Here is a 21705-nt window from a genome sequence, read left to right as displayed (position 1 = left end):
TTCAGGCCTCCAGGACAACGGCGAGGCCCTGGCCCACGCCGATGCAGATCGCCGCGACGCCGATCCCGCCTCCGCGCGCGGCGAGGGCGTGGGCCAGGTGCCCGACGATCCGCCCGCCCGACGCGCCGAGCGGGTGCCCGATGGCGATCGCTCCGCCGTCGACGTTGACCTTCTCGGGGTCGAGGTCGGGCCAGAGCTCCAGGCATGCCAGAGACTGCGAGGCGAACGCCTCGTTGAGCTCGACGAGGTCGACGTCCTCCCACGTCTTCCCGGCCCGGTCCAGGGCGATGTTCGCGGCCTCGACCGGACCGATGCCGAAGATCTGCGGCTCGACGGCGGACGCGCCGCGGCTGACCACGCGGGCGAGCGGGTCGCGACCGAGCCGAGCGCCGGCGCTCTCGCGGGCCAGGAGCACGGCCGAGGCGCCGTCGTTGAGCGGTGACGCGTTCCCCGCGGTGACCGTGCCACCTTCGCGACGGAAGGCCGGCTTCAGCTTGCCGAGCGACTCCACGGAGGAGTCGGGGCGGATGTTCTCGTCCCGGGCGAGGTCCACACCGGGAACGGTGACGCTCTCGGCGTCGTAGCGGCCCTCGTCCCAGGCGCGCGCGGCCAGCTGGTGGCTCCGCATCGCGAACGCGTCCTGCGTCTCGCGGTCGATCCCGTGCTGGTCGGCGAGGATCTCGGCGCCCTCGCCCAGCGCGACCGTCCACTCCTGCGGCATCCGGGGGTTGACGAGCCGCCACCCGAGCGTGGTCGAGACGAGGGTGGCGTCCCCGGCCGGATAGGGCTTCTCCGTCTTCAGGAGAACCCACGGCGCGCGAGACATCGACTCGGTGCCTCCGGTGAGGACGACATCGGCGTCGTGCGTCTCGATCGCCCGGGCGCCCTGGATGATCGCCTCGACGCCGGATCCGCACAACCGGTTGACGGTCGCGCCCGGCACCGAGGTCGGCACTCCGGCGAGGAGCGACGACATGCGGGCGACGTTCCGGTTCTCCTCGCCGGCGCCGTTGGCGTTGCCGAAGAGGACCTCGTCGATGGTTGCCGGGTCGAGGTCGGGGCTCCGCTCGAGAATTGCCGAGATGACGGTGGCGCCGAGGTCGTCCGGCCGGACACCGGCCAGCGCCTTGCCGTAGCGGCCGAACGGGGTGCGGACCGCGTCGTAGACGAATGCGGAGGTGGTCACGGTGGCTCCTCGGCTCAGAGGGTCAGCCGACGGGGGAGTCGGCGGTGGCGTCACGCAGCTCGAGGCCGGTGAGCTCGCGCAGGGAGGACACGGTCGTGTCCCCGAAGGTCTCGCTGACGCTGACGCCGTCGACCAGGTCGAAGACAGCGAGGTCGGTGTAGACGCGGGAGACGCAACCGACGCCGGTCAGCGGGTAGGTGCACTCGCGCACGAGCTTGGAGGCGCCGTCGCGGGTGAGCAGCTCCATCATGACGAACGTCTGTTTGGCGCCGATCGCCAGGTCCATGGCGCCGCCGACGGCGGGGATGGCGCCCGGCTTGCCGGTGTGCCAGTTGGCGAGATCGCCGGTGCCGGAGACCTGGAAGGCGCCGAGGACGCAGAGGTCGAGGTGTCCGCCGCGCATCATGGCGAAGGAGTCCGCGTGGTGGAAGTACGAGGCCCCGGGCGCCTCGGTGACCGGCACCTTGCCCGCGTTGATGAGATCGGGATCGATCTCGTCGCCGTGGGCCTCCGGGCCCATGCCGAGCATGCCGTTCTCGGTGTGCAGCGTGATGTCGTGCTCGACGTCGAGGTAGTCGGAGACCTTCGTCGGCATGCCGATGCCGAGGTTGACGTAGGCGCCGCGAGGAATGTCCTGGGCGACGCGGCGGGCGATCCCGTCGCGGTCGAGCGCTGTGCTCACTGGGCAACCTCCTCGGTGGCTCGGCTCTCGGCCGACGGGACGGCGACCACTCGATCGACGTAGATACCCGGCGTGACGACGGTCTCGGGGTCGATCGCACCGACCTCGACCACCTCGCGGACCTGCACGATGGCGGTCGCGGCCGCGGCGGCCATGATCGGTCCGAAGTTGCGGGCGGTCTTGCGGTAGACCAGGTTGCCGGAGCGGTCTGCGCGCAACGCCTTGACGAGGGCGACGTCGGCCTGGATGGGGTACTCGAGGACGTAGCTGCGCCCGCCGATCTCGCGAGTCTCCTTGCCCTCGGCGAGCAGGGTGCCGTAACCGGTGGGGGTGAAGAAGGCGCCGATGCCCGCGCCTGCGGCGCGGATCCGTTCGGCGAGGTTGCCCTGTGGGACCACCTCGAGCTCGATCTCGCCCGCGCGGTAGCGTTCGTCGAAGTGCCAGGAGTCCTTCTGCCGCGGGAACGAGCAGACCATCTTCCGGATCCGCCCGAGCGCGACGAGCTGGGCGAGCCCGACGTCGCCGTTCCCGGCGTTGTTGCTGATGACCGTGAGGTCGCTGGCGCCCTGCTCGATGAGGGCGTCGATCAGCTCGACGGGCTGCCCGGCCGAGCCGAAGCCGCCGATCATCACGGTGGCACCGTCGGGGATGCCGTCCACCGCCTCCCGGACGTCCTCGGCGATCAGCATCGGTGCCGCTCACTTTCTGTTCGCTATACGCACACTTGCGCGCCTGGGGAACTGATTCTTCCGCTGGCGGTGCCTGTGGTCAAGGTATCGGCGCTACAGGCGCGGGGCCGCCGGGGAGGCGACGCCGTTCGTCACGCGCCGTGGCGCGCCAACCGGCGGGCAATGACAGCGCATACGATCAGCTGCAGCTGGTGGAACACGATCACCGGGACCGCGACGACGGCGGCCGTGGCCACCGGGAAGAGCACGGCAGCCATCGGAAGGCCGGTCGCGAGCGACTTCTTCGAGCCGCCCATGAGCAGCGCGATCCGGTCCGGCCGACCGAGCCCGAGGATACGACCGCCCCACCACGTCGCCGCGAGCATCACGGCGAGGATCAGCGCGCAGAGCGCGAGCAGCAGGGCGACCATGCCCCACGAGACGGTGCGCCAGACGCCGTCGGCGGTGGCGGTGGTGACGGCACCGAGGACCACGATGAGGATGGTCCCTCGGTCGACGCCGAGGGTGAGGGCTCGGCGGGCCCGGATCCAGGAGCCGACGAACGGCTGCAGCAGCTGCCCGACCACGAAGGGCAGCAGCAGCTGCAGGAGCACGCCGCGCAACCCGTCGAGGCTCACCGCGCCCCTCTCCTCCATGACGACGAGCACCAGCAGCGGCGTGAGCACCATGCCGAGCACGTTGGAGATCGTGGCTCCGCACAGCGCTCCCGCGACATTTCCGCGGGCGATCGAGGTGAAGGCGACCGAGGACTGCACCGTCGAGGGCAGCAGGGTGAGGAAGAGCAGGCCGGTGGCCAGCGACGCCCCGATCAGCGACCCGGTCAGTGCGTGCAGGCCCAGGCCGAGGAGCGGGAAGAGGACGTAGGTGGAGGCGAGGATCGCACCCTGCAGCCGGATGTTCCGCAGGCCACCGAGAACCTCGCGGGTCGACAGCCGCATGCCGTAGACCAGGAACAGCACCGTGACGGCGACGCCGCTCGCCACGGAGATGACCTGGCGCGCGCCGGCGGGCACCGGCACCAGGATGCCGAGCGCCAGGATGGCGACGAGGGTGAGGATGAACGGGTCGACCCAGCGGACGACTCGCGCCATCAGGAGAGCGAGCCGATGACCGGGTTCCAGGCCCGGGCCGTGCGGCGCACGATGAGATGCGCGCGGTGGAACGGGTCTCGGTCGAGCTGGTGCAGCACGCTGTCGTGGTCCTCGCCCTTGACGAGGAGCAGCGCACCGGGCGCGGCCGCGTCCTGCCAAGGGCCGGAGGCGACGAGCACCCCGTCCTCGTGCAGAGCCTGAAGGAACTCCCGGTGCTGCGGACGCAGGGTCTCCACGTCCGTCGTGCGGCTCTGGTCGTACACGTACTCGACGGCGTAGAGGGTCATGAACGACAGGTTACCGACCGGGGCAACGCTGTCCTGCGGGGCCGGCGCTTGGGCACCCTCACGCCAGGAAGTCCAGCAGCGCGCTGGTGAAGTCTTCGGCCGCCTCGACGTTGGAGATGTGGGCGGCGTCGACCTCCCGGTACTGCCCTCCGGGCACGGCCTCCGCGATCGCCCGGGTGGCGCTGGGCGGGGTCGGGACGTCGCCGGTGGCACCGATGGCGAGCGTCGGCGCGGTGATGCCGGCGATCGACTCGCGCAGGTCTGTCGTCGCCAGCACCTCGCACGTGGCGGCGTAGCCGGTGGGGTCGGTGGCGAGCAGCATCTCGGTCAGCCACCTGACCTTTTCCGGGTGGGCGGCGGCGTGCTCCGGCGTCAGCCAGCGTTCGACGACGCCGGACGCGACGGCCGACATCCCGTCACGTGTCACGAGTGCGGCGCGCTCGCGCCAGGTCTTCGGTTCACCGATCTTGGCGGCGGTGTCGGCGACGACGAGGCGGTCCACCCGGTCGCGGTGCGCGACGGCGAGGTGCTGCCCCGTCAGGCCGCCGATCGAGATGCCGACGACGTGGGCCCGCTCGATGCCGAGGTGGTCGAGCAGGGCGACGACGTCGCCACCGAGGTCCTCGATCGTGTACGGCCCGGCCGGGACGGGGGAGCGGCCGTGACCCCGGCTGTCGTATCGCACGACGTGAAAGCGCTCGGCCAGCGCCGCGACCTGAGGCGCCCAGAGGGCGAGGTCGGTCCCGAGGGAGTTGGACAGCACGACGGTCGGGCGGGCCGGGTCACCGGTGGTCTCGTGGTGAACGATCATGGGTCGTCAGGCTACGGGAGCCTCACCAGCAGCAACATCGCCGGTCAGGCCTCACCAACCTCGCGCTCGCCACTCGGGCAGGTGCGGTCGTTCGGCACCCAGCGTGGTGTCGTCGCCGTGACCCGGGTAGACGCGGGTGTCGTCGTCGAACCGAGCGAAGACACGTACTTCGACGTCGGTGATGAGCATCCGGAAGTCGTCGGGGGACCAGGTCCTGCCCACGCCGCCCGGGAAGAGGCTGTCGCCCGTGAACAGGTGGACCCGCCCTGGTTGCGGTCCGTCGTCGTCCTCGCGCAGGGCGAGTGCGACGGAGCCGGGCGTGTGCCCGCGGAGCGCGACGACCTCCAGCTCGACATCGCCGACGACGATCGCGTCCCCGTGCGAGAGCGTCCGGGTGGCCGCCACCGGCAGCTCCCGAGCGTCCTCGGCGCCGGCGAGCACCTGAGCCGCGGTGGCCTCCACGACGGCCGCCAGGGCGCGGTGGTGGTCCCAGTGACGATGCGTGGTGACGACCGCGGGCAGGCTGCCGGTGCCCTCGGCGACGAGTGCGAGCACCCGCTCTGGGTCGTCGGCGGCGTCGACCAGCAGCTGGCTGCCGTCGCCCGAGGTGATCAGGTAGGCGTTGTTGTCCTCGCGCGAGACGGAGGCCTTGCGCACCGTGACCGCGCCGAGCCGGTGGACCACACTCGGTCCACCGGGTTCGGCGTGGGCATCCGCCAGCAGGTCGTCAGCCATCTCTTGCTCCTTTCCGAGCCCTGCTCCTCGGCACGCCTACTCCTTGCGTTCCTCGCCGACGGGACCGGGAGTCTCGACCGACTCCAGCTCGCCGGCATCGGCCCCGACCGGTTCACGAGCCTCGGTGCGGGCCTCCGTGGCGGCCTGCAGGGAGTACGCGGCGCGCACGAGGGTGAGGTGCGAGAACGCCTGGGGGAAGTTCCCGGTGAATCGTTGCTGGTGCTGGTCGAACTCCTCGGCGAAGAGCCCGAGGTCGTTCGCGGCGTCGACCAGCTCGTCCATGTACGCCGTTGCCGTCTCGACGTCGCCCGTGCGGGCGAGGGCGTCCACGAGCCAGAAGCAGCAGGCGAGGAAGGGATGTTCGCCGCCGGCGAGGCCGTCGACCCCGGTCTCCGTGCGATACCGGTTCACCCAGGGGCCGTCGGCGAGCTCGGCCCGCACGCGGTCGACCGTGCCCAGGATGCGTGGGTCGTCGGGCGGGAGGAACCCGACGGCCACGAGCTGCAGCAACGAGGCGTCGACCGCCTTGCCGCCGTAGTACTGCACGAACGAGCCGAGCTCCTCGTCGTAGCCCTGGGAGAGCACGTCTTCGCGCACCTCGTCACGCACGGCGCGCCACTGCTCCACCGGACCCTCCATCCCGTGCTCCTCGACGGCGCGGACCGCGCAGTCCAGCGCGGCCCAGCACATCACCTTGGAGTGGGTGAAGTGGCGCAGCGGTCCACGGATCTCCCAGATTCCGTGGTCGGGCTCGCGCCAGTGATCGACCATCTTGTTCACCAGCACGCGCTGCAGGGCCCAGGCGTCGTGGTCGCCCTCGACGCCGTTGCGGCGGGCGAGGTCGAGAGCGAGCATGACTTCGCCGAGGACGTCGTTCTGGTGCTGGTCAACGGCAGCGTTGCCGATCCGGACCGGCGTGGAGCCGGCGTATCCGGTCAGGTGCTCGAGCTCGCGCTCGGGCAGGTCCCGCGAGCCGTCCAGCCGGTACATGATCTGCAGGTTCTCGGGGTCGCCCGCGACCGCCCGAAGGAGCCAGGCCCGCCACTGCTCGACCTCGTCGCGGAAGCCCAGCTCGATCAGGGCCTCCACGGTCAGGGCCGCGTCCCGGAGCCAGGAGAACCGGTAGTCCCAGTTGCGCTCGCCGCCGATCTCCTCGGGCAACGACGTGGTGGCGGCCGCCGCGATGCCTCCCGTCGGCTCCTGCGTCAGCAGGTTCAGCACCAGCAGGGACCGGACGACGGTCTCGCGGTGCGGGCCGGAGTAGGTGGTGCTGCGCGCCCACTGGCCCCAGATCTCCTCGGTCTCCGCCAGCGCCGCGTCGACGTCGGGCAGATCCGGGACCGGCAACCAGGAGCGCGACCACGTCAGCACGTGGTCGACCGTCTCACCGGCGGAGACGGTGAACCGGTCCGCGTGCTTGCGCCGGTCGCCGCGTGGCAGGCGATCGCCCTCCAGCGTCAGGGAGTCCGGCCCCGCGACGGCGCGGATCGCCTCGGCGCCGTCCTTCGTGCGCACGCGGTGCACCCAGGGCGTGGTCTTGCCGTACCCGAACCGCACCAGCCACTCGTGCTCGAACGTCACGGAACCGCTGACGCCCTCGACGCGGCGGACCAGGTCCGACCGGTCGTCACCCAGGGGCATGGCGTCGATGACGCGGGCGCTACCGGTCGGCGTCGTCCAGGTGGTCTCCAGGACGAAGCTGTCACCGCGGTACCGGCGCTCCGCCGTGACCCCGCCGGAGTCGCCGTCGCCGTCGTCACCTTCGCCGTCGCCCTCGTCGTCGTCGGCGACGGCGGCTAGTCGCCACCGACCGTTCTCCGGCGTGCCGAGCAGGGCGGCGAACACCGCGGGCGAGTCGAGCCACGGCAGGCAGAGCCAGTCCACCGATCCCTCGTGCGAGACGAGGGCGACCGTGCGGGCGTCCCCGATGGCGGCGTAGTCCCCGATGGGGACGAGCCCGGGTGCTTGGGAAAGGTTCGGAGGGAGAGGCATCACGTGCATCCTGACAGACGCCGAGCGGGCCGGCGATGGCTATGGTGACCGGACTCACGGACCAGCAGGCAAGACACGCCGTCGAACGAGTGTACGAGCGTTGGTCGGCGGACTTATCATCGCCGGGTGAGTGACGAGCTACTCGTGCGCGGTGCGCGCGAGCACAACCTCCGGAACGTCAGCCTCGACCTCCCGCGCGACCAACTGATCGTCTTCACGGGCCTGTCGGGCTCCGGGAAGTCGTCGTTGGCGTTCGACACCATCTTCGCGGAGGGGCAGCGGCGCTACGTCGAGTCCTTGAGTGCCTACGCGCGCCAGTTCCTCGGGCAGATGGACAAGCCCGACGTCGATTTCATCGAGGGTCTCTCGCCCGCGGTGTCGATCGACCAGAAGTCGACGAACCGCAACCCGCGCTCGACCGTCGGCACGATCACCGAGGTCTACGACTACCTCCGTCTGCTGTTCTCGCGTGCCGGCACCCAGTACTGCCCGGTATGTGGTGAGCCGGTCGTCGCCCAGACGCCGCAGCAGATCGTCGACCGCCTTCGCGAGATGCCCGAGGGCACTCGGTTCCAGGTGCTCGCGCCTGTTGTGCGAGGCCGTAAGGGCGAGTACGCCGACGTCTTCCGTGAGCTGCAGGCGCAGGGCTTCGCACGGGCGCGGGTGGACGGTGAGGTCGTCCAGCTGTCGGAGCCGCCGGCTCTCGAGAAGAAGCTGAAGCACGACATCGAGGTGGTCGTCGACCGGCTCGTGGTGCGCGAGAACGTGCGTCAGCGCCTCACCGACTCGGTCGAGACGGCGCTGCGCTTGGCCGACGGCCTCGTGCTGGTCGACCTCGTCGATCTGGACGCCGACGACCCCGAGCGGGAGCGGCGCTTCTCCGAGAAGCGCGCCTGCCCCAACGACCATGAGCTCTCCCTCGAGGAGGTCGAGCCCCGCACCTTCTCGTTCAACGCCCCCTACGGTGCCTGCCCGGGGTGCACCGGTCTCGGGACGCGGCTCGAGGTGGATCCGGAGCTCGTCGTGCCGGACGAGGAGCTCAGCCTCGCGGAAGGCGCCATCACCCCGTGGGCCGCGCAGGGCGACTACTTCCTGCGGCAGCTCCGCGCGCTGGGCGAGCAGCTCGAGTTCTCGGTCGACGTGCCGTGGCGCGCACTGCCGCGCCGCGCCAAGGACGCTGTCCTGCACGGCAAGGACTACGAGGTTCGCGTCCGGTACCGCAACCGGTGGGGCCGGGAGCGCGCGTACACGTCCGGCTTTGAGGGCGTCGTCAACTTCGTCAAGCGCAAGCACGCCGAGACGGAGTCCGAGTGGTCCCGCGAGCGCTACGAGGGCTACATGCGGCAGATTCCGTGCCCCGTGTGCCACGGTGCCCGCCTGAAGCCCGAGGTGCTCGCCGTGCGGGTCGGCGACCTCAACATCGCGGAGCTCTGCGACCTGTCGATCGCGGACGCCAAGGTCTTTCTGGACTCTCTGGAGCTCGGTCACCGTGAGGCGGCCATCGCGGCTCAGGTGCTGAAGGAGATCCACGCCCGGCTCGGCTTCCTCCTGGACGTGGGCCTCGACTACCTCACGCTCTCCCGAGGAGCGGCGACGCTCTCCGGCGGGGAGGCGCAGCGGATCCGGCTGGCCACCCAGATCGGTTCCGGGCTGGTCGGCGTGCTCTACGTCCTCGACGAGCCGAGCATCGGGCTGCACCAGCGCGACAATCGGCGGCTCATCGACACCCTCAGCCGGCTGCGGAACCTCGGCAACACCCTCATCGTCGTCGAGCACGACGAAGACACCATCCGCTCCGCCGACTGGATCGTCGACATCGGCCCGGGCGCCGGGGAGCACGGCGGCAAGGTGGTCCACTCCGGGCACCTGCCGGAGCTGCTGGAGGTCGAGGAGTCGGTCACCGGTGCCTACCTCGCTCGGCGCCGCACGATCCCGACGCCGGCGATCCGACGAAAGATCGACAAGAAGCGCCAGCTCACCGTCGTCGGAGCGACCGAGAACAACCTCAAGGACATCAACGTCAGCTTCCCGCTCGGGACGTTCATCGGTGTGACCGGCGTGTCCGGTTCCGGGAAGTCGACGCTCGTGAACGGCATCCTGTACCGGGCGCTGGCCAGGGAGCTCAACCGGGCGAAGTCGGTGCCGGGGCGACACAGGCGGGTCACCGGGCTGGACGATCTAGACAAGGTCGTCCACGTGGACCAGTCGCCGATCGGACGGACCCCGCGGTCCAACGCGGCGACGTACACGGGGGTGTGGGACCACGTGCGCAAGCTGTTTGCCGATACCACCGAGTCGAAGATCCGCGGTTACGGGCCCGGTCGGTTCTCCTTCAACGTCAAGGGCGGCCGGTGCGAGGCCTGCAAGGGTGACGGCACCATCAAGATCGAGATGAACTTCCTCCCGGACGTGTACGTGCCGTGCGAGGTGTGCCAGGGAGCGCGGTACAACCGCGAGACGCTGGAGGTGCACTTCAAGGGCAAGACCGTCGCCGAGGTGCTCGACATGCCGATCGAGGAGGCCGCGGACTTCTTCGGTGCGGTGCCGGCGATCACGCGGCACCTGCGCACACTCGTCGACGTGGGGCTCGGTTACGTCCGCCTCGGCCAACCCGCGCCGACCCTGTCCGGCGGCGAGGCGCAGCGCGTGAAGCTCGCCTCCGAGCTGCAGAAGAGGTCCTCGGGCCGCACCGTGTACGTGCTCGATGAGCCGACCACCGGCCTGCACTTCGAGGACATCCGCAAGCTGCTCATGGTGCTGCAGGGACTGGTGGACAAGGGCAACACCGTCATCGTCATCGAGCACAACCTCGACGTCGTCAAGAACGCCGACTGGGTCATCGACATGGGCCCGGAAGGCGGCAACGGCGGCGGCACCGTGGTGGCGACGGGTACGCCCGAGCGGGTCGCCCGGGTGCCGGAGTCGTACACCGGGCAGTTCCTGGCGGACATGTTCGACGCCGTCGACGCCGATAACAGGGAGGCCGCCGCGGTATGACGGCGTCGCGGTGAGGCACCACGCTCGAGCCGCACCTCGAGCACCACGCTCGAGCAGCACGCGGAGCATGGGGCCTGCCCCGCGTACGAGCTCGCGGCCGGAGCACGGACGGCCGCGGCGCCGCCCCGGTCCACGAGCGACATCTGCGACACCCGGGCATGGCCGCGGCCGACACAGGCCCGCCGCAGCAGGGTTGTGACTACCGTTGGTGCATGGGAGCTCTCCAGACCTACAACGTCAACGTCGACTGGACCGGGGCGGACGAGCGTGGCACCGCGAGCTACACGAGCTACTCGCGGGACCACGAGGTGCGCGTGGAGGGCAAGCCCACGCTGCTCGCCACCTCGGACCTCAAGGTGCGTACCGACGTCAGCCGCTACCGCGCCGAGGAGCTGTTCGTGGGCGCACTCGCGCAGGCACAGATGTTGTGGTTGCTGCGCATCGCCGCCAAGCGGGACATCGTCGTGACCGGGTACTCGGACAAGGCGACCGCCACCCAGCGCGTCGAGGGCGCCGGCTCCGGGCCGTTCGTCGAGGTCGTGCTCCGGCCGCACGTGACCTACGGAGACCCGGGCATCACCGAGGAGCTGGCGGCCCGGCTGCACCACGAGGCACGCGAGTACAACCACCTGGCCCGGTCGGTCGGCTTCCCCGTCATCGTCGAGCCCGTCCCGGTCCCTGTCGCCAGCGCCTGACGCCCGTGTCACCAGCGCCTGACGTCCCTGTCACCAGTGCCTGACGCCCGGCGGCCCGACCGACGCCGTCGCGTCGCCTTCGCGGGCCCCCGGGCCGTCTGCGCGCTGACGTACCCTCGAACGTATGGCCGATCCGTCCACCTACCGTCCGAGACCGGGCGAGGTGCCTGACCAGCCGGGGGTCTACCGTTTCCGCGACCCGCACGGGCGCGTCATCTACGTTGGCAAGGCCAAGAGCCTGCGTAATCGGCTCAACTCCTACTTCCAGGACATCACCGCGCTGCACCCGCGCACCCAGCAGATGGTCACCACGGCGGCGTCCGTCGAGTGGACGGTCGTCGGCACCGAGGTGGAGTCGCTGGCGCTCGAGTACTCGTGGATCAAGGAGTTCGACCCGCGGTTCAACGTGAAGTACCGCGACGACAAGTCCTACCCGTTCCTGGCCGTGACGATGGGTGAGGAGATCCCCCGGGTGCAGGTCATGCGCGGCGCCAAGCGGTCCGGCACGCGGTACTTCGGCCCGTACAGCCACGCCTGGGCGATCCGCGAGACGGTGGACCAGCTGCTCCGCGTCTTCCCGGTCCGGACCTGCTCGCCGGGTGTCTACCGTCGAGCGCAGTCTTCCGGCCGGCCCTGCCTGCTGGGCTACATCGACAAGTGCTCCGCGCCGTGCGTGGGCCGGATCTCCCCGGAGGACCACCGTGCCCTGGCCGAGGAGTTCTGCCGTTTCATGGACGGCGAGACCGGGCCCTACCTGCGGCGGGTCGAGCGCGAGATGAAGGCGGCGGCCGCGGACCAGGACTACGAGGCGGCCGCCCGGCGTCGTGACGACGCCGCGGCGCTGCGCCGGGTCGTGGAGAAGAACGCCGTGGTGCTGCCCGACCGCACCGACGCCGACGTCTTCGGCCTCGCGGCCGACGAGCTCGAGGCCAGCGTCCAGGTCTTCCACGTGCGCGGCGGGCGCATCCGCGGCCAGCGCGGCTGGGTGGTCGAGCGGGTCGAGGCGCTCGACGAGCCCGGACTCGTCGAGCACCTGCTGCAGCAGGTCTACGGCGACAACCCGACCACCACGGTGCCCCGTGAGGTCCTCGTGCCCTACCTGCCGACCGACCCGGACGGCATGGCGGCATGGCTGACAGGCCTGCGGGGGTCGAAGGTTTCCGTCCGTGTGCCGCAGCGAGGCGACAAAAAGTCCCTCGCCGACACCGTCCGCACCAACGCCGTGCAGTCGCTGAGCCTGCACAAGACGCGCCGGGCCGGTGACCTCACCAGCCGCTCGCAGGCGCTCTCGGAGCTGCAGGACGCCGTCGAGCTGACCGAGTCTCCGCTGCGGATCGAGTGCTACGACATCTCGCACACGCAGGGCTCGCACCAGGTGGGCTCGATGGTGGTCTTCGAGGACGGCCTGCCGAAGAAGTCCGAGTACCGGCAGTTCGTCGTGCGCGGAGAAGCGGTCGAGGGCACTGATCGTCACATGGACGACACCGCCGCCATGGACGAGGTCCTGCGCCGCCGGTTCACGCGCTACGTCGCGGAGCGCGACGCGGCCCGTGCCGAGACGGCGCGTGCCGGGGATGGCTCGCCGGCCGTGGACGACGACGGCGTGCCCCTGCGCAGCGGGCCCGTCGACCCGGAGACCGGCCGGGCCCGCAAGTTCGCGTACCCGCCGCAGCTGGTGGTCGTCGACGGCGGTCAGCCGCAGGTGGCCGCCGCCCGACGCGTCCTGGACGACCTCGGCATCGACGAGGTCGCCCTGATCGGCCTGGCGAAGCGGCTGGAGGAGGTGTGGCTGCCCGGCGAAGACTTCCCGGTGGTGCTGCCCCGTACCTCGCCGGCGCTCTACCTGCTGCAGCACCTGCGCGACGAGTCGCACCGGTTCGCCATCTCCCACCACCGTTCCCGACGGGCCAAGGCGATGACACGGTCGGTGCTCGACGACGTTCCCGGCCTCGGTCCCACGCGGCAGGCGGCGCTGCTCAAGGCGTTCGGCTCGGTGAAGAACATCAAGGCCGCGAGCGTCGAGCAGGTCGCGGCCGTCAGGGGCATCGGTCCGCGGACCGCCGAGGCCGTGCTCGAGTCCCTCGGCACGCCGGTGGCCACGGACGACGACGCCACCGATGCCGGTGCAGCCGGTCCTGACAGCGGCACCACGGAGCACCTGGCATCCTGAGAACCATGGAGACACCGGGCAGCGACGGGGGGCCGCCGACCGTCCCCGAGGGCATTCCCGTCCTCGACGAGACGACGCGGCTCCCGCCGAACGAACCGCCGGAGCTGCTCATCATCACGGGCATGTCCGGCGCGGGCCGCTCGCGCACCGCTGCGGCGCTCGAGGACCTCGACTGGTATGTCGTCGACAATCTGCCGCCACGGCTCCTCGTGACGCTCGCGCGCCTGATGAGCCCGGCCGACGGCGGCGTGCGCCGACTCGCGGCCGTCGTGGATGTCCGCTCGCGAACCTTTTTCGCCGAGCTCGTGGGCGTGCTGGACCAGCTGCGCGCCCAGGGCACCGAGTACCGGATCGTCTTTCTCGACACGTCGGACTCCGAGCTCGTCAAGCGCTACGAGTCCGTCCGGCGGCCGCACCCGCTGCAGGGTGACGGCCGGCTCCTGGACGGGATCGCCGAGGAGCGGGCGCTGCTGGTGAACCTGCGCCAGCGCGCCGACGTGCTGATCGACACCACCGACCTGTCGGTGCACGATCTGGCCCGCAAGGTGCGCGAGGTCGTGGCGGGCGAGTCCGCCGACCGCCCGCTGCGGCTGACGGTCGTCTCGTTCGGGTTCAAGTACGGCCTCCCGCTGGACGCCGACCACGTCGTCGACGTGCGGTTCCTCTCGAACCCCTACTGGGTCAGCGAGCTGCGCCACCTCACCGGCCAGGACCAGGCCGTCAGCGACTACGTGCTGGGACAAGAGGGCGCGAGGCAGTTCGCGGAGCAGTACGTCGACACCCTTACCCCGGTCCTGAACGGCTACCTCAACGAGCTCAAGCCGTTCGTGACGATCGCTGTCGGCTGCACGGGCGGCAAGCACCGCTCGGTGGCGATGGCGGAGATGTTCGCTCAGCGGCTGCGGGACCACGGCCAGTCGGTCCGGACCCTGCACCGGGACATGGGGCGCGAATGACCGTATCCCCGGAACTTCCGACCTCGGTGCGACGCCGCCCCGCCGGGCCCCCCGTCGTCGCGCTCGGCGGCGGCCACGGCCTCGCCGCCACACTGGGCGCCCTGCGGCACCTGACCAAGGACCTCACGGCCGTCGTCACCGTCGCGGACGACGGCGGATCGTCGGGCAGGCTGCGCCGCGAGCTGTCCGTCCTGCCGCCCGGTGACCTGCGCATGGCGCTGTCCGCGTTGTGCGACGACGGCGACTGGGGTCTGCTGTGGCGGGACGTCCTGCAGCACCGCTTCCTCTCCGACGGCGAGCTCGACAACCACGCCGTCGGCAATCTCCTCATCGTGGCCCTGTGGGAGCTGCTCGAGGACGAGGTCGCCGGCCTCGACATGGTGGGACGACTGCTCGGCGTGCACGGGCGAGTGCTCCCCATGGCGGCGGTACCGCTCGAGATCGAGGCGGACGTGCACTCGGCCGGCGGGCTGCGTACCGTGCACGGCCAGTCCGCCGTCGCCGTCGAACCGGGCCGGGTCGAGGAGATCCGCCTGCTGCCCGAGAATCCGCCGGCCTGTCCTGAGGCGGTCGCGGCCGTGCGGGAGGCCGAGTGGGTCGTGCTCGGCCCCGGGTCCTGGTACACCTCCGTGGTCCCGCACCTGCTCGTGCCCGAGCTGTCCGAGGCGTTGCACAACACGCCGGCGCGGCGGGCGCTGACCGTGAACCTCTCGGCCCAGGTGGGGGAGACGGACGACATGACGGCGGCCGACCATGTCCGGAGCCTGCGCGAGACCGCTCCCGACTTCCGGCTCGACGTGGTCCTGGCAGACCCCACGGCCGTCGAGGACGTCGATGATCTGACCGACGCCGCCAACGCGTGCGGCGCGCGGGTGGTGCTGCGCCAGATCCGTGTCGGGGACGGCACGCCGCGGCACGACCCGCTGCGTCTGGCGGCCGCGTACCGCGATGCGTTCGAGGGTGTGCTGGGTGACGTCGGACGAGGCCGATCGGGGGAGACGACCTGATGAGTGCGAAGATGACCGGCATGTCGTTGACCTCTGCCGTGAAAGATGAGCTCGCCCGAACCCGCGTGGACAAGGTCTCCGCACGGAAGGCGGAGGTCGCCGCGACGCTGAGGTTCGCGGGCGGCTTGCACATCATCTCCGGGCGCATCGTCGTCGAGGCCGAGTTGGACGCCGGTGTCTCTGCCCGCCGGCTGCGCCAGACCATGCTCGACGTGTACGGCCACCAGTCCGACGTCGTCGTCGTCTCCGGCGGCGGACTGCGCCGCGGCAACCGCTACGTCGTCCGGGTGATCCGGGACGGCGAGTCGCTGGCCCGACAGACCGGCCTGCTGGACAACCGCGGCCGACCCGTCCGGGGCCTGCCGCCGCAGGTCGTCTCGGCCGGCGTGGCCGAGGCGACGGCGGCCTGGCGCGGCGCGTTCCTCGCCCACGGCTCGCTCACCGAACCCGGCCGGTCCAGCTCGCTGGAAGTCACCTGCCCGGGCCCGGAGGCGGCGCTGGCACTGGTCGGCGCCGCGCGCCGGATGAACATCGTCGCCAAGGCCCGTGAGGTGCGCGGGATCGACCGCGTCGTCATCCGTGACGGTGACGCCATCTCGGCGATGCTGACACGCATGGGCGCGCATGACGCGGTCCTCGCGTGGGAGGAGCGGCGCATGCGCCGGGAGGTGCGCGGCACCGCGAACCGCCTCGCGAACTTCGACGACGCGAACCTGCGGCGCTCGGCCCGTGCCGCGGTCGCGGCGGGGGCCCGGGTGGAGCGCGCGTTCGAGATCCTCGGTGAAGACGTCCCCGAACATCTCGTCCAGGCCGGCAGGCTGCGGCTGCAGAACAAGCAGGCGAGCCTCGAGGAGCTCGGCCAGATGTCCAACCCGCCGCTGACCAAGGACGCCGTCGCCGGACGGATCCGCAGGCTGCTCGCCATGGCGGACAGGCGCGCCAACGAGCTCGGAATCCCGGACACCGAGGCCACGCTCACCCCGGACATGCTCGACCTGTGAGAAGGGTGGTCCGCTGAGGCCCTCTGCGCGTGGTGCGCCGCCTGGCCGTGGGTAGACTCGCCCGTGCCGGTACGGGCCACCCGCCAGGCGCTGCGCGCTCGGGTTGCCGTGGACCGGGAGCACCCTCCGCGGTGCTGACGAATAGGACGAATGCGTGCGCCGGCTGGCGCACTCCCAGGAGGACACTGTGACCATCCGCGTCGGCATCAACGGCTTCGGCCGAATCGGGCGAAACTTCACCCGCGCTGTGCTGGCATCGGGGGCGGACATCCAGATCGTGGGTGTCAACGACCTGACCGACAACAAGACCCTCGCGCACCTGCTGAAGTACGACTCGGTGTTCGGTCCGCTGAAGGAAGACGTGTCCTTCACCGAGGACACGATCACGGTGGGGGGCCAGAGCTTCACGGCGCTCGAGGAGCGCGACCCGGCCAAGCTGCCCTGGGGCGACCTCGGCGCCGACATCGTCATCGAGTCGACCGGCATCTTCACCGACGCCACCAAGGCCAAGGCCCACATCGACGCCGGTGCGAAGAAGGTCATCATCTCCGCGCCCGCCAAGAACGAGGACGCGACCTTCGTCGTAGGCGTGAACCACACCGACTACGACCCGGCCGCCCACAACGTCATCTCGAACGCCTCCTGCACGACGAACTGCCTCGCCCCGCTTGCGAAGGTCCTGAACGACGAGTTCGGCATCGTGCGAGGCCTCATGACGACGGTCCACGCCTACACCGCGGACCAGAACCTCCAGGACGGTCCGCACAAGGACCTGCGCCGTGCACGCGCTGCCGCCCTGAGCATCATCCCGACCTCGACGGGCGCCGCGAAGGCCGTCTCTCTGGTCCTGCCCGAGCTCAAGGGCAAGCTCGACGGCTACGCCCTGCGCGTTCCTGTGCCGACCGGCTCAGCCACCGACCTCACCTTCACCGCGAGCCGCTCGGTCACGGTCGACGAGGTCAACGCCGCCATGAAGAAGGCTTCCGAGGGCTCCATGAAGGGCGTGCTCGCCTACACGGACGACCCGATCGTGTCCGCGGACATCGTCGGTAACCCGTATCCGAGCATCTTCGACTCCGGACTGACGAAGGTCATCGACGACCAGGTGAAGGTCGTCTCCTGGTACGACAACGAGTACGGCTACTCGAACTCGCTCGTCAAGCTCGCCGCGTACGTCGGCGAGCGCCTGTGACGCGATGACGGTGGACGCCCGCGTGCCCGCGTGGTGCACGCGGGCGTCCGCGCGTGAATGGTCCGGCCACCTCTGGGCCGACGGTCCACCGGCCACCTGGCTGGCTGCTCGCCGGCCGCCTGGCCGACTGTTCGACCACCTGGCCGACTGTTCACTGGCCATCCCCGGCCGCTCCGGCTATCACTGGCCGGCGGCCTCGCTCTGAGCTGAGGAGCCTCACGTGAAGACCATCGAGGACCTGGGCGACCTGCGCGGCAAGCGTGTACTGGTCCGCTCCGACTTCAACGTCCCCCTGGAGGGGACGACGATCACCGACGACGGGCGTATCAAGGCCGCCCTGCCGACGTTGCAGGCGCTGCTGGCCGAGGGCGCCCGTGTCGTCGTCACGGCACACCTGGGCCGGCCGAAGGGCACGCCCGACGAGAAGTACTCCCTGGCCCCGGTGGCCGCTCGGCTGGGCGAGCTGCTCGGTGCCGAGGTGGCACTGGCGAAGGACGTCGTCGGTGACGATGCAAGGTCCGTCGTCGCCGGTCTCGCCGACGGCCAGGTCGCCCTGCTGGAGAACGTGCGGTTCGACGCTCGCGAGACTTCCAAGGACGACGCCGAGCGTGGCGCCCTGGCGGACGAGCTGAGCGAGCTCGCTGACGTGTTCGTCTCCGACGGCTTCGGCGTCGTGCACCGCAAGCAGGCGTCCGTGTACGACGTCGCGCAGCGGCTGCCGCACGCGGCCGGCAAGCTGGTCTTCACCGAGATCAAGTCCCTGTCCCGGGCGACCGAGAGTCCCGAGCGGCCCTACGCCGTCGTGCTCGGCGGGTCGAAGGTCTCCGACAAGCTCGGCGTGATCGCGAACCTGCTGGGCAAGGCCGATCGCCTCATCATCGGTGGCGGCATGGTTTTCACGTTCCTCGCCGCCAAGGGCTACGGGGTCGGAAGCTCGCTCCTCGAGGATGACCAGGTCGAGGCCGTCAAGGGCTACCTCGCCGAGGCGGAGGAGAAGGGCGTCGAGATCGTGCTGCCGACGGACATCGTCGTGGCGCCCGAGTTCAAGGCCGACGCGCCGGCGACCGTGGTGGCCGCCGACGCGATGCCGGCCGACCAGATGGGTCTCGACGTCGGGCCGGAGTCGCAGCAGGCGTTCGCGGCGAAGCTGGCGGACGCGAAGACCATTGTGTGGAACGGTCCCATGGGTGTCTTTGAGTTCGAAGCGTTCGCGGCCGGCACGAAGGCCGTCGCGCGGGCGCTGTCCGACGCCGAGGGCTTCACCATCGTCGGCGGCGGGGACTCGGCCGCAGCCGTCCGTCAGCTCGGTTTCGACGAGTCCACGTTCTCGCACATCTCGACCGGCGGGGGAGCGTCCCTCGAGTTCCTCGAAGGCAAGACCCTGCCGGGCATCGCCGTCCTGGAGGACTGACGAGCGCAAACGGTGGGCGGCGAGGAACAACACCCGCACGCGGCGGAGCGCGAGGAAACGGACAATCAACACGGAGGACTGACATGGCCAACCGCACCCCGCTGATGGCGGGCAACTGGAAGATGAACCTCGACCACCATGAGGCCATCGCGCTCGTCCAGAAGCTCGCCTGGACGCTGCAGGACGCCAAGCACGACTACGCGGACGTGGAGGTCGCGGTTCTGCCGCCGTTCACGGACATCCGTTCCGTACAGACGATGGTCGATGGCGACAAGCTCGACATCCGCTACGGCGCCCAGGACATCTCGGCGCACGAGTCCGGTGCCTACACCGGGGAGATCTCGGCGGCCATGCTTGCCAAGCTCGGCGTGAGCTACGTCGTGGTCGGGCACAGCGAGCGACGCGAGCACCACGCGGAGGACGACGCGCTCGTCGCCGCGAAGGCGAAGGCTGCTCTCGGCGGCGGCATGAGCCCGATCATCTGCGTCGGCGAAGGTCTCGACGTGCGTAAGGCTGGGGAGCACGTCGAGCACACGACCGCGCAGCTCGACGGGGCCTACGCGGGCCTGACCCAGGACGAGGCTGAGAAGACCGTGGTGGCCTACGAGCCCGTCTGGGCGATCGGCACCGGCGAGGTCGCCACGCCCGAGAACGCCCAGGAGGTCTGCCAGGCGATCCGTGCACGGCTGGCCGAGCTGTACACGCAGGGGCTCGCGGACAAGGTCCGCGTGCTCTACGGAGGCTCCGTGAAGTCGTCGAACGTTGCCACGATCATGGCGCAGGACGACGTCGACGGTGCTCTGGTGGGCGGAGCGAGCCTTCAGGCCGAGGAGTTCGCGGCAATCGTGCGCTACCAGCACCACCAGGTGGGGCTCTAGATCACCGCTGCCCGGGCCACTCGAACAGGCATCCGGTCTCTTCCGAGGGCGCGTAGACCCACTGTGCTCGGGTAGCGGTGGAGGCGCTCATGAGGCTCTACGGGCGGCGCTCCCGTGACAGTCGGCACGACTTCGCCTGATCACGGCGACCCATCGCCTATCCTGGACGGTGGCTGATGCCGAACTGCTGGCACAGACAACACGACGACACGAGGACAGATCTTGGACGCACTGCGGATAACGCTTCAGGTGCTGATGGTGATCAGCAGCGGTTTGCTGATCATGATGGTCCTCCTGCACAAGGGGAGGGGCGGCGGCCTGTCCGACATGTTCGGCGGTGGCTTGACGAGCTCTGTCGGATCCTCCGGGGTCGCCGAGCGCAACCTCAACCGACTCACGATCGGGGTCGCGGTTCTCTGGATCGTGACCGTGGCGCTGCTCGGTCTGATCCAAAAGTTCGACGTCTGAGGGAGTGCGTGTGGCTGGCGGAAGTGCTATCCGGGGTTCGCGCGTCGGTGCGGGGCCCATGGGAGAATCCGAGCGAGGCGAGGCAGCACCCCGGGTTTGGGTGAGCTACTGGTGCTCGAACGGCCACGAGGTGCGGCCCAGTTTCGCGAAGGAACCGGACATCGTTGTCCCTGAGACGTGGGACTGCCCGCGGTGTGGACTACCTTCCGGCCAGGACCAGGAGAATCCGCCGCTCGCTCCGAGGAATGAGCCGTACAAGACGCACCTGGCCTATGTGAAGGAGCGTCGCTCGGAGAAGGATGGCGAAGCGCTCCTCGACGAAGCACTCGCCGCACTTCGCGAACGGCGCGGCGGCTGACCGAGACCGCTGATCGAGACGCATCCGGTGTTCGACGAATTCGCACTGTGGCCCCCGGCTGATAGCCGGGGGCCACAGTCGTCCCTCGGGCTTGTTACTGGAGCGGGTCAGAAGGGCGGTAACTGCCGAAATCAGAAGGGTGGTTCGTCGTCCTTGGGATCAGCGGGATCGACGGGATCAGCGGGTTCGGTCGGGTTGCTGCTGGCCGGCTCGGGCTGGTGTTGTGCTGGGGGTTTCGGTGGTGGTGGGGTGCTGCGTCCGTGGTGGGTGGTGGTGCCGTTGGCTTCTCGGCGGTAGGTGTGTCCGGTTTTGGAGATCCAGTCGAAGACGCCGCCGGGGTGCTGGATGACGCGGTAGTCGCCGAGGGTCTTGTGGCGGTGGTCCGGGGTGCACACCGCGCCGAGGTTGATCAGTGCGGTGATCCCGCCGTGGGCGAAGGGGGTGGTGTGGTCGAGGTCGCAGGCGGTGGCGCGGGTGTTGCAGCCGGGTCGTACGCAGGTGCGGTCGCGTTCTCGGACCAGGCGGGCCAGGTCGGCCGGTGGTTTGTAGCGGGTGCGTCCGATGTCGATGACAGTCCCGGTCATGGGGTCGGTGACCAGGCGTTGCCAGGTGGGGGCCTGCAGGGCCAGGGCGCGGGCTTTGAGGGCGTCGATGGGTCCGGCGCCGTCGAGGTCGCCGGGTTCGTTCCCGCCGAGCAGGGTCGATAGCGGGACGGTGACGCGGAGCTGAACCGGGGCACCACCGACCGACCCGACCCGATACCCACCACCGGCCTCGCCGGCGCCGGTGGCGGCGGTAGGGCCGTGAGATTCATCGGTCTCGCGGTCGCTGCCGGTACCGGTGTTCTCAGCGCCGGTGCTCGCGCCGGCACAGGGGCCCTCGGCCCCGCTGCTGCTGTTGCCGCTGGCTCCGCTGTCGCTGCTGCTGGTGGTGGGTTCGTTCTCGGGTAGGGGGAGCTGGCCTGGCGGGGGCCCGATCCAGCCGTGGCGCAGGGCGCTGGCGCCGACGCTGGTGAGGATGTCGGCGCGGAGCTGGTCGGTGGTGCGGGCGTCGCCGTCGGCGCGGGCGGTCTTGGCGGCCCCGTCCAGGGCGAGGTCCA

Annotated in this window: 20 protein-coding genes; 11 read left to right on the top strand and 9 right to left on the bottom strand. The window is 70.4% G+C overall.

Annotation, left to right across the window (positions count from 1 at the left end; genetic code table 11):
- Window position 1 precedes the first annotated feature (1 nt).
- From ABD907_RS08180 to ABD907_RS08145, 8 genes are all read right to left on the bottom strand, one after another.
- The gene (locus ABD907_RS08180) at window positions 2-1186 is read right to left on the bottom strand and encodes a thiolase family protein (protein ID WP_345215758.1); all 1185 of its coding nucleotides are present in this window, start codon (window positions 1184-1186) and stop codon (window positions 2-4) included.
- A 22-nt stretch (window positions 1187-1208) separates the two neighbouring features.
- Window positions 1209-1868: a 3-oxoacid CoA-transferase subunit B gene (locus ABD907_RS08175; RefSeq protein WP_345215757.1), complete on the bottom strand. Its 660-nt coding sequence runs from the start codon at window positions 1866-1868 to the stop codon at window positions 1209-1211.
- Entirely contained in the window at window positions 1865-2557 is a 693-nt protein-coding gene (locus tag ABD907_RS08170) for a 3-oxoacid CoA-transferase subunit A (RefSeq protein ID WP_345215756.1), read from the bottom strand. The genes ABD907_RS08175 and ABD907_RS08170 overlap by 4 nt, the downstream gene beginning before the upstream one ends.
- A 131-nt stretch (window positions 2558-2688) precedes the next feature.
- Window positions 2689-3648, bottom strand: coding sequence for a bile acid:sodium symporter family protein (locus ABD907_RS08165; protein WP_345215755.1), 960 nt, complete (start codon window positions 3646-3648; stop codon window positions 2689-2691).
- Window positions 3648-3935: a YciI family protein gene (locus ABD907_RS08160; RefSeq protein WP_345215754.1), complete on the bottom strand. Its 288-nt coding sequence runs from the start codon at window positions 3933-3935 to the stop codon at window positions 3648-3650. Before ABD907_RS08160 ends, ABD907_RS08165 begins: the two co-directional genes overlap by 1 nt.
- Before the next feature lie 58 nt (window positions 3936-3993).
- Window positions 3994-4746, bottom strand: a complete 753-nt coding sequence (gene pcaD, locus ABD907_RS08155; RefSeq protein ID WP_345215753.1) for a 3-oxoadipate enol-lactonase — start codon at window positions 4744-4746, stop codon at window positions 3994-3996.
- 51 nt (window positions 4747-4797) lie between these two features.
- A complete protein-coding gene (locus ABD907_RS08150) occupies window positions 4798-5481 on the bottom strand; it encodes an MBL fold metallo-hydrolase (protein ID WP_345215752.1) in 684 nt (227 codons plus the stop codon).
- Between the two features lie 36 nt (window positions 5482-5517).
- Window positions 5518-7473, bottom strand: a complete 1956-nt coding sequence (locus ABD907_RS08145; RefSeq protein WP_345215751.1) for a glycoside hydrolase family 15 protein — start codon at window positions 7471-7473, stop codon at window positions 5518-5520.
- A gap of 126 nt (window positions 7474-7599) precedes the next feature.
- Here ABD907_RS08145 and uvrA point away from each other — a divergent pair, with 126 nt between their 5' ends.
- From uvrA to ABD907_RS08090, 11 genes are all read left to right on the top strand, one after another.
- On the top strand, window positions 7600-10470 hold the full coding sequence (gene uvrA / locus ABD907_RS08140) for an excinuclease ABC subunit UvrA (protein ID WP_345215750.1): 2871 nt from the start codon (window positions 7600-7602) through the stop codon (window positions 10468-10470).
- Window positions 10471-10682: 212 nt separating this feature from the next.
- Window positions 10683-11165, top strand: a complete 483-nt coding sequence (locus ABD907_RS08135; RefSeq protein WP_345215749.1) for an OsmC family protein — start codon at window positions 10683-10685, stop codon at window positions 11163-11165.
- 124 nt (window positions 11166-11289) lie between these two features.
- Window positions 11290-13335 (top strand): excinuclease ABC subunit UvrC, encoded by a 2046-nt coding sequence (uvrC, locus tag ABD907_RS08130; protein ID WP_345215748.1) that lies wholly within the window; start codon window positions 11290-11292, stop codon window positions 13333-13335.
- Between the two features lie 5 nt (window positions 13336-13340).
- The gene (gene rapZ, locus ABD907_RS08125; RefSeq protein WP_345215747.1) at window positions 13341-14291 is read left to right on the top strand and encodes an RNase adapter RapZ; all 951 of its coding nucleotides are present in this window, start codon (window positions 13341-13343) and stop codon (window positions 14289-14291) included.
- Entirely contained in the window at window positions 14288-15298 is a 1011-nt protein-coding gene (locus tag ABD907_RS08120; RefSeq protein ID WP_345215746.1) for a gluconeogenesis factor YvcK family protein, read from the top strand. Before rapZ ends, ABD907_RS08120 begins: the two co-directional genes overlap by 4 nt.
- Window positions 15299-15318: 20 nt before the next feature.
- Complete coding sequence (whiA, locus tag ABD907_RS08115) at window positions 15319-16299, top strand: DNA-binding protein WhiA (protein WP_345215906.1); 981 nt, start codon at window positions 15319-15321, stop codon at window positions 16297-16299.
- Between the two features lie 187 nt (window positions 16300-16486).
- Window positions 16487-17491, top strand: a complete 1005-nt coding sequence (gap, locus tag ABD907_RS08110; RefSeq protein ID WP_345215745.1) for a type I glyceraldehyde-3-phosphate dehydrogenase — start codon at window positions 16487-16489, stop codon at window positions 17489-17491.
- Window positions 17492-17711: 220 nt separating this feature from the next.
- Window positions 17712-18902: a phosphoglycerate kinase gene (locus tag ABD907_RS08105; protein WP_345215744.1), complete on the top strand. Its 1191-nt coding sequence runs from the start codon at window positions 17712-17714 to the stop codon at window positions 18900-18902.
- Between the two features lie 83 nt (window positions 18903-18985).
- On the top strand, window positions 18986-19780 hold the full coding sequence (tpiA, locus tag ABD907_RS08100; protein ID WP_345215743.1) for a triose-phosphate isomerase: 795 nt from the start codon (window positions 18986-18988) through the stop codon (window positions 19778-19780).
- 222 nt (window positions 19781-20002) lie between these two features.
- Window positions 20003-20248, top strand: coding sequence for a preprotein translocase subunit SecG (gene secG, locus ABD907_RS08095; RefSeq protein ID WP_345215742.1), 246 nt, complete (start codon window positions 20003-20005; stop codon window positions 20246-20248).
- A gap of 10 nt (window positions 20249-20258) precedes the next feature.
- The gene (locus tag ABD907_RS08090; RefSeq protein WP_345215741.1) at window positions 20259-20606 is read left to right on the top strand and encodes an RNA polymerase-binding protein RbpA; all 348 of its coding nucleotides are present in this window, start codon (window positions 20259-20261) and stop codon (window positions 20604-20606) included.
- A gap of 131 nt (window positions 20607-20737) precedes the next feature.
- On the opposite strand, the gene ABD907_RS08085 is transcribed toward ABD907_RS08090, so the two are convergent.
- On the bottom strand, window positions 20738-21705 hold a 968-nt coding region (locus ABD907_RS08085), incomplete at its 5' end, for an HNH endonuclease signature motif containing protein (protein WP_486334062.1).

The sequence above is a fragment of the Georgenia halophila genome, assembly GCF_039541595.1.
This window is presented reverse-complemented; position numbering and strand designations above follow the sequence as displayed.

Coding starts and splice junctions, on each gene's coding strand:
- whiA (WP_345215906.1), top strand. CDS start 15,319: ATGTCGTTGACCTCTGCCGTGAAAGATGAGCTCGCCCGAACCCGCGTG.
- ABD907_RS08145 (WP_345215751.1), bottom strand. CDS start 7,473: ATGCCTCTCCCTCCGAACCTTTCCCAAGCACCCGGGCTCGTCCCCATC.
- tpiA (WP_345215743.1), top strand. CDS start 18,986: ATGGCCAACCGCACCCCGCTGATGGCGGGCAACTGGAAGATGAACCTC.
- rapZ (WP_345215747.1), top strand. CDS start 13,341: ATGGAGACACCGGGCAGCGACGGGGGGCCGCCGACCGTCCCCGAGGGC.
- ABD907_RS08165 (WP_345215755.1), bottom strand. CDS start 3,648: ATGGCGCGAGTCGTCCGCTGGGTCGACCCGTTCATCCTCACCCTCGTC.
- pcaD (WP_345215753.1), bottom strand. CDS start 4,746: ATGATCGTTCACCACGAGACCACCGGTGACCCGGCCCGCCCGACCGTC.
- uvrC (WP_345215748.1), top strand. CDS start 11,290: ATGGCCGATCCGTCCACCTACCGTCCGAGACCGGGCGAGGTGCCTGAC.
- ABD907_RS08170 (WP_345215756.1), bottom strand. CDS start 2,557: ATGCTGATCGCCGAGGACGTCCGGGAGGCGGTGGACGGCATCCCCGAC.
- ABD907_RS08135 (WP_345215749.1), top strand. CDS start 10,683: ATGGGAGCTCTCCAGACCTACAACGTCAACGTCGACTGGACCGGGGCG.
- ABD907_RS08120 (WP_345215746.1), top strand. CDS start 14,288: ATGACCGTATCCCCGGAACTTCCGACCTCGGTGCGACGCCGCCCCGCC.
- ABD907_RS08150 (WP_345215752.1), bottom strand. CDS start 5,481: ATGGCTGACGACCTGCTGGCGGATGCCCACGCCGAACCCGGTGGACCG.
- ABD907_RS08160 (WP_345215754.1), bottom strand. CDS start 3,935: ATGACCCTCTACGCCGTCGAGTACGTGTACGACCAGAGCCGCACGACG.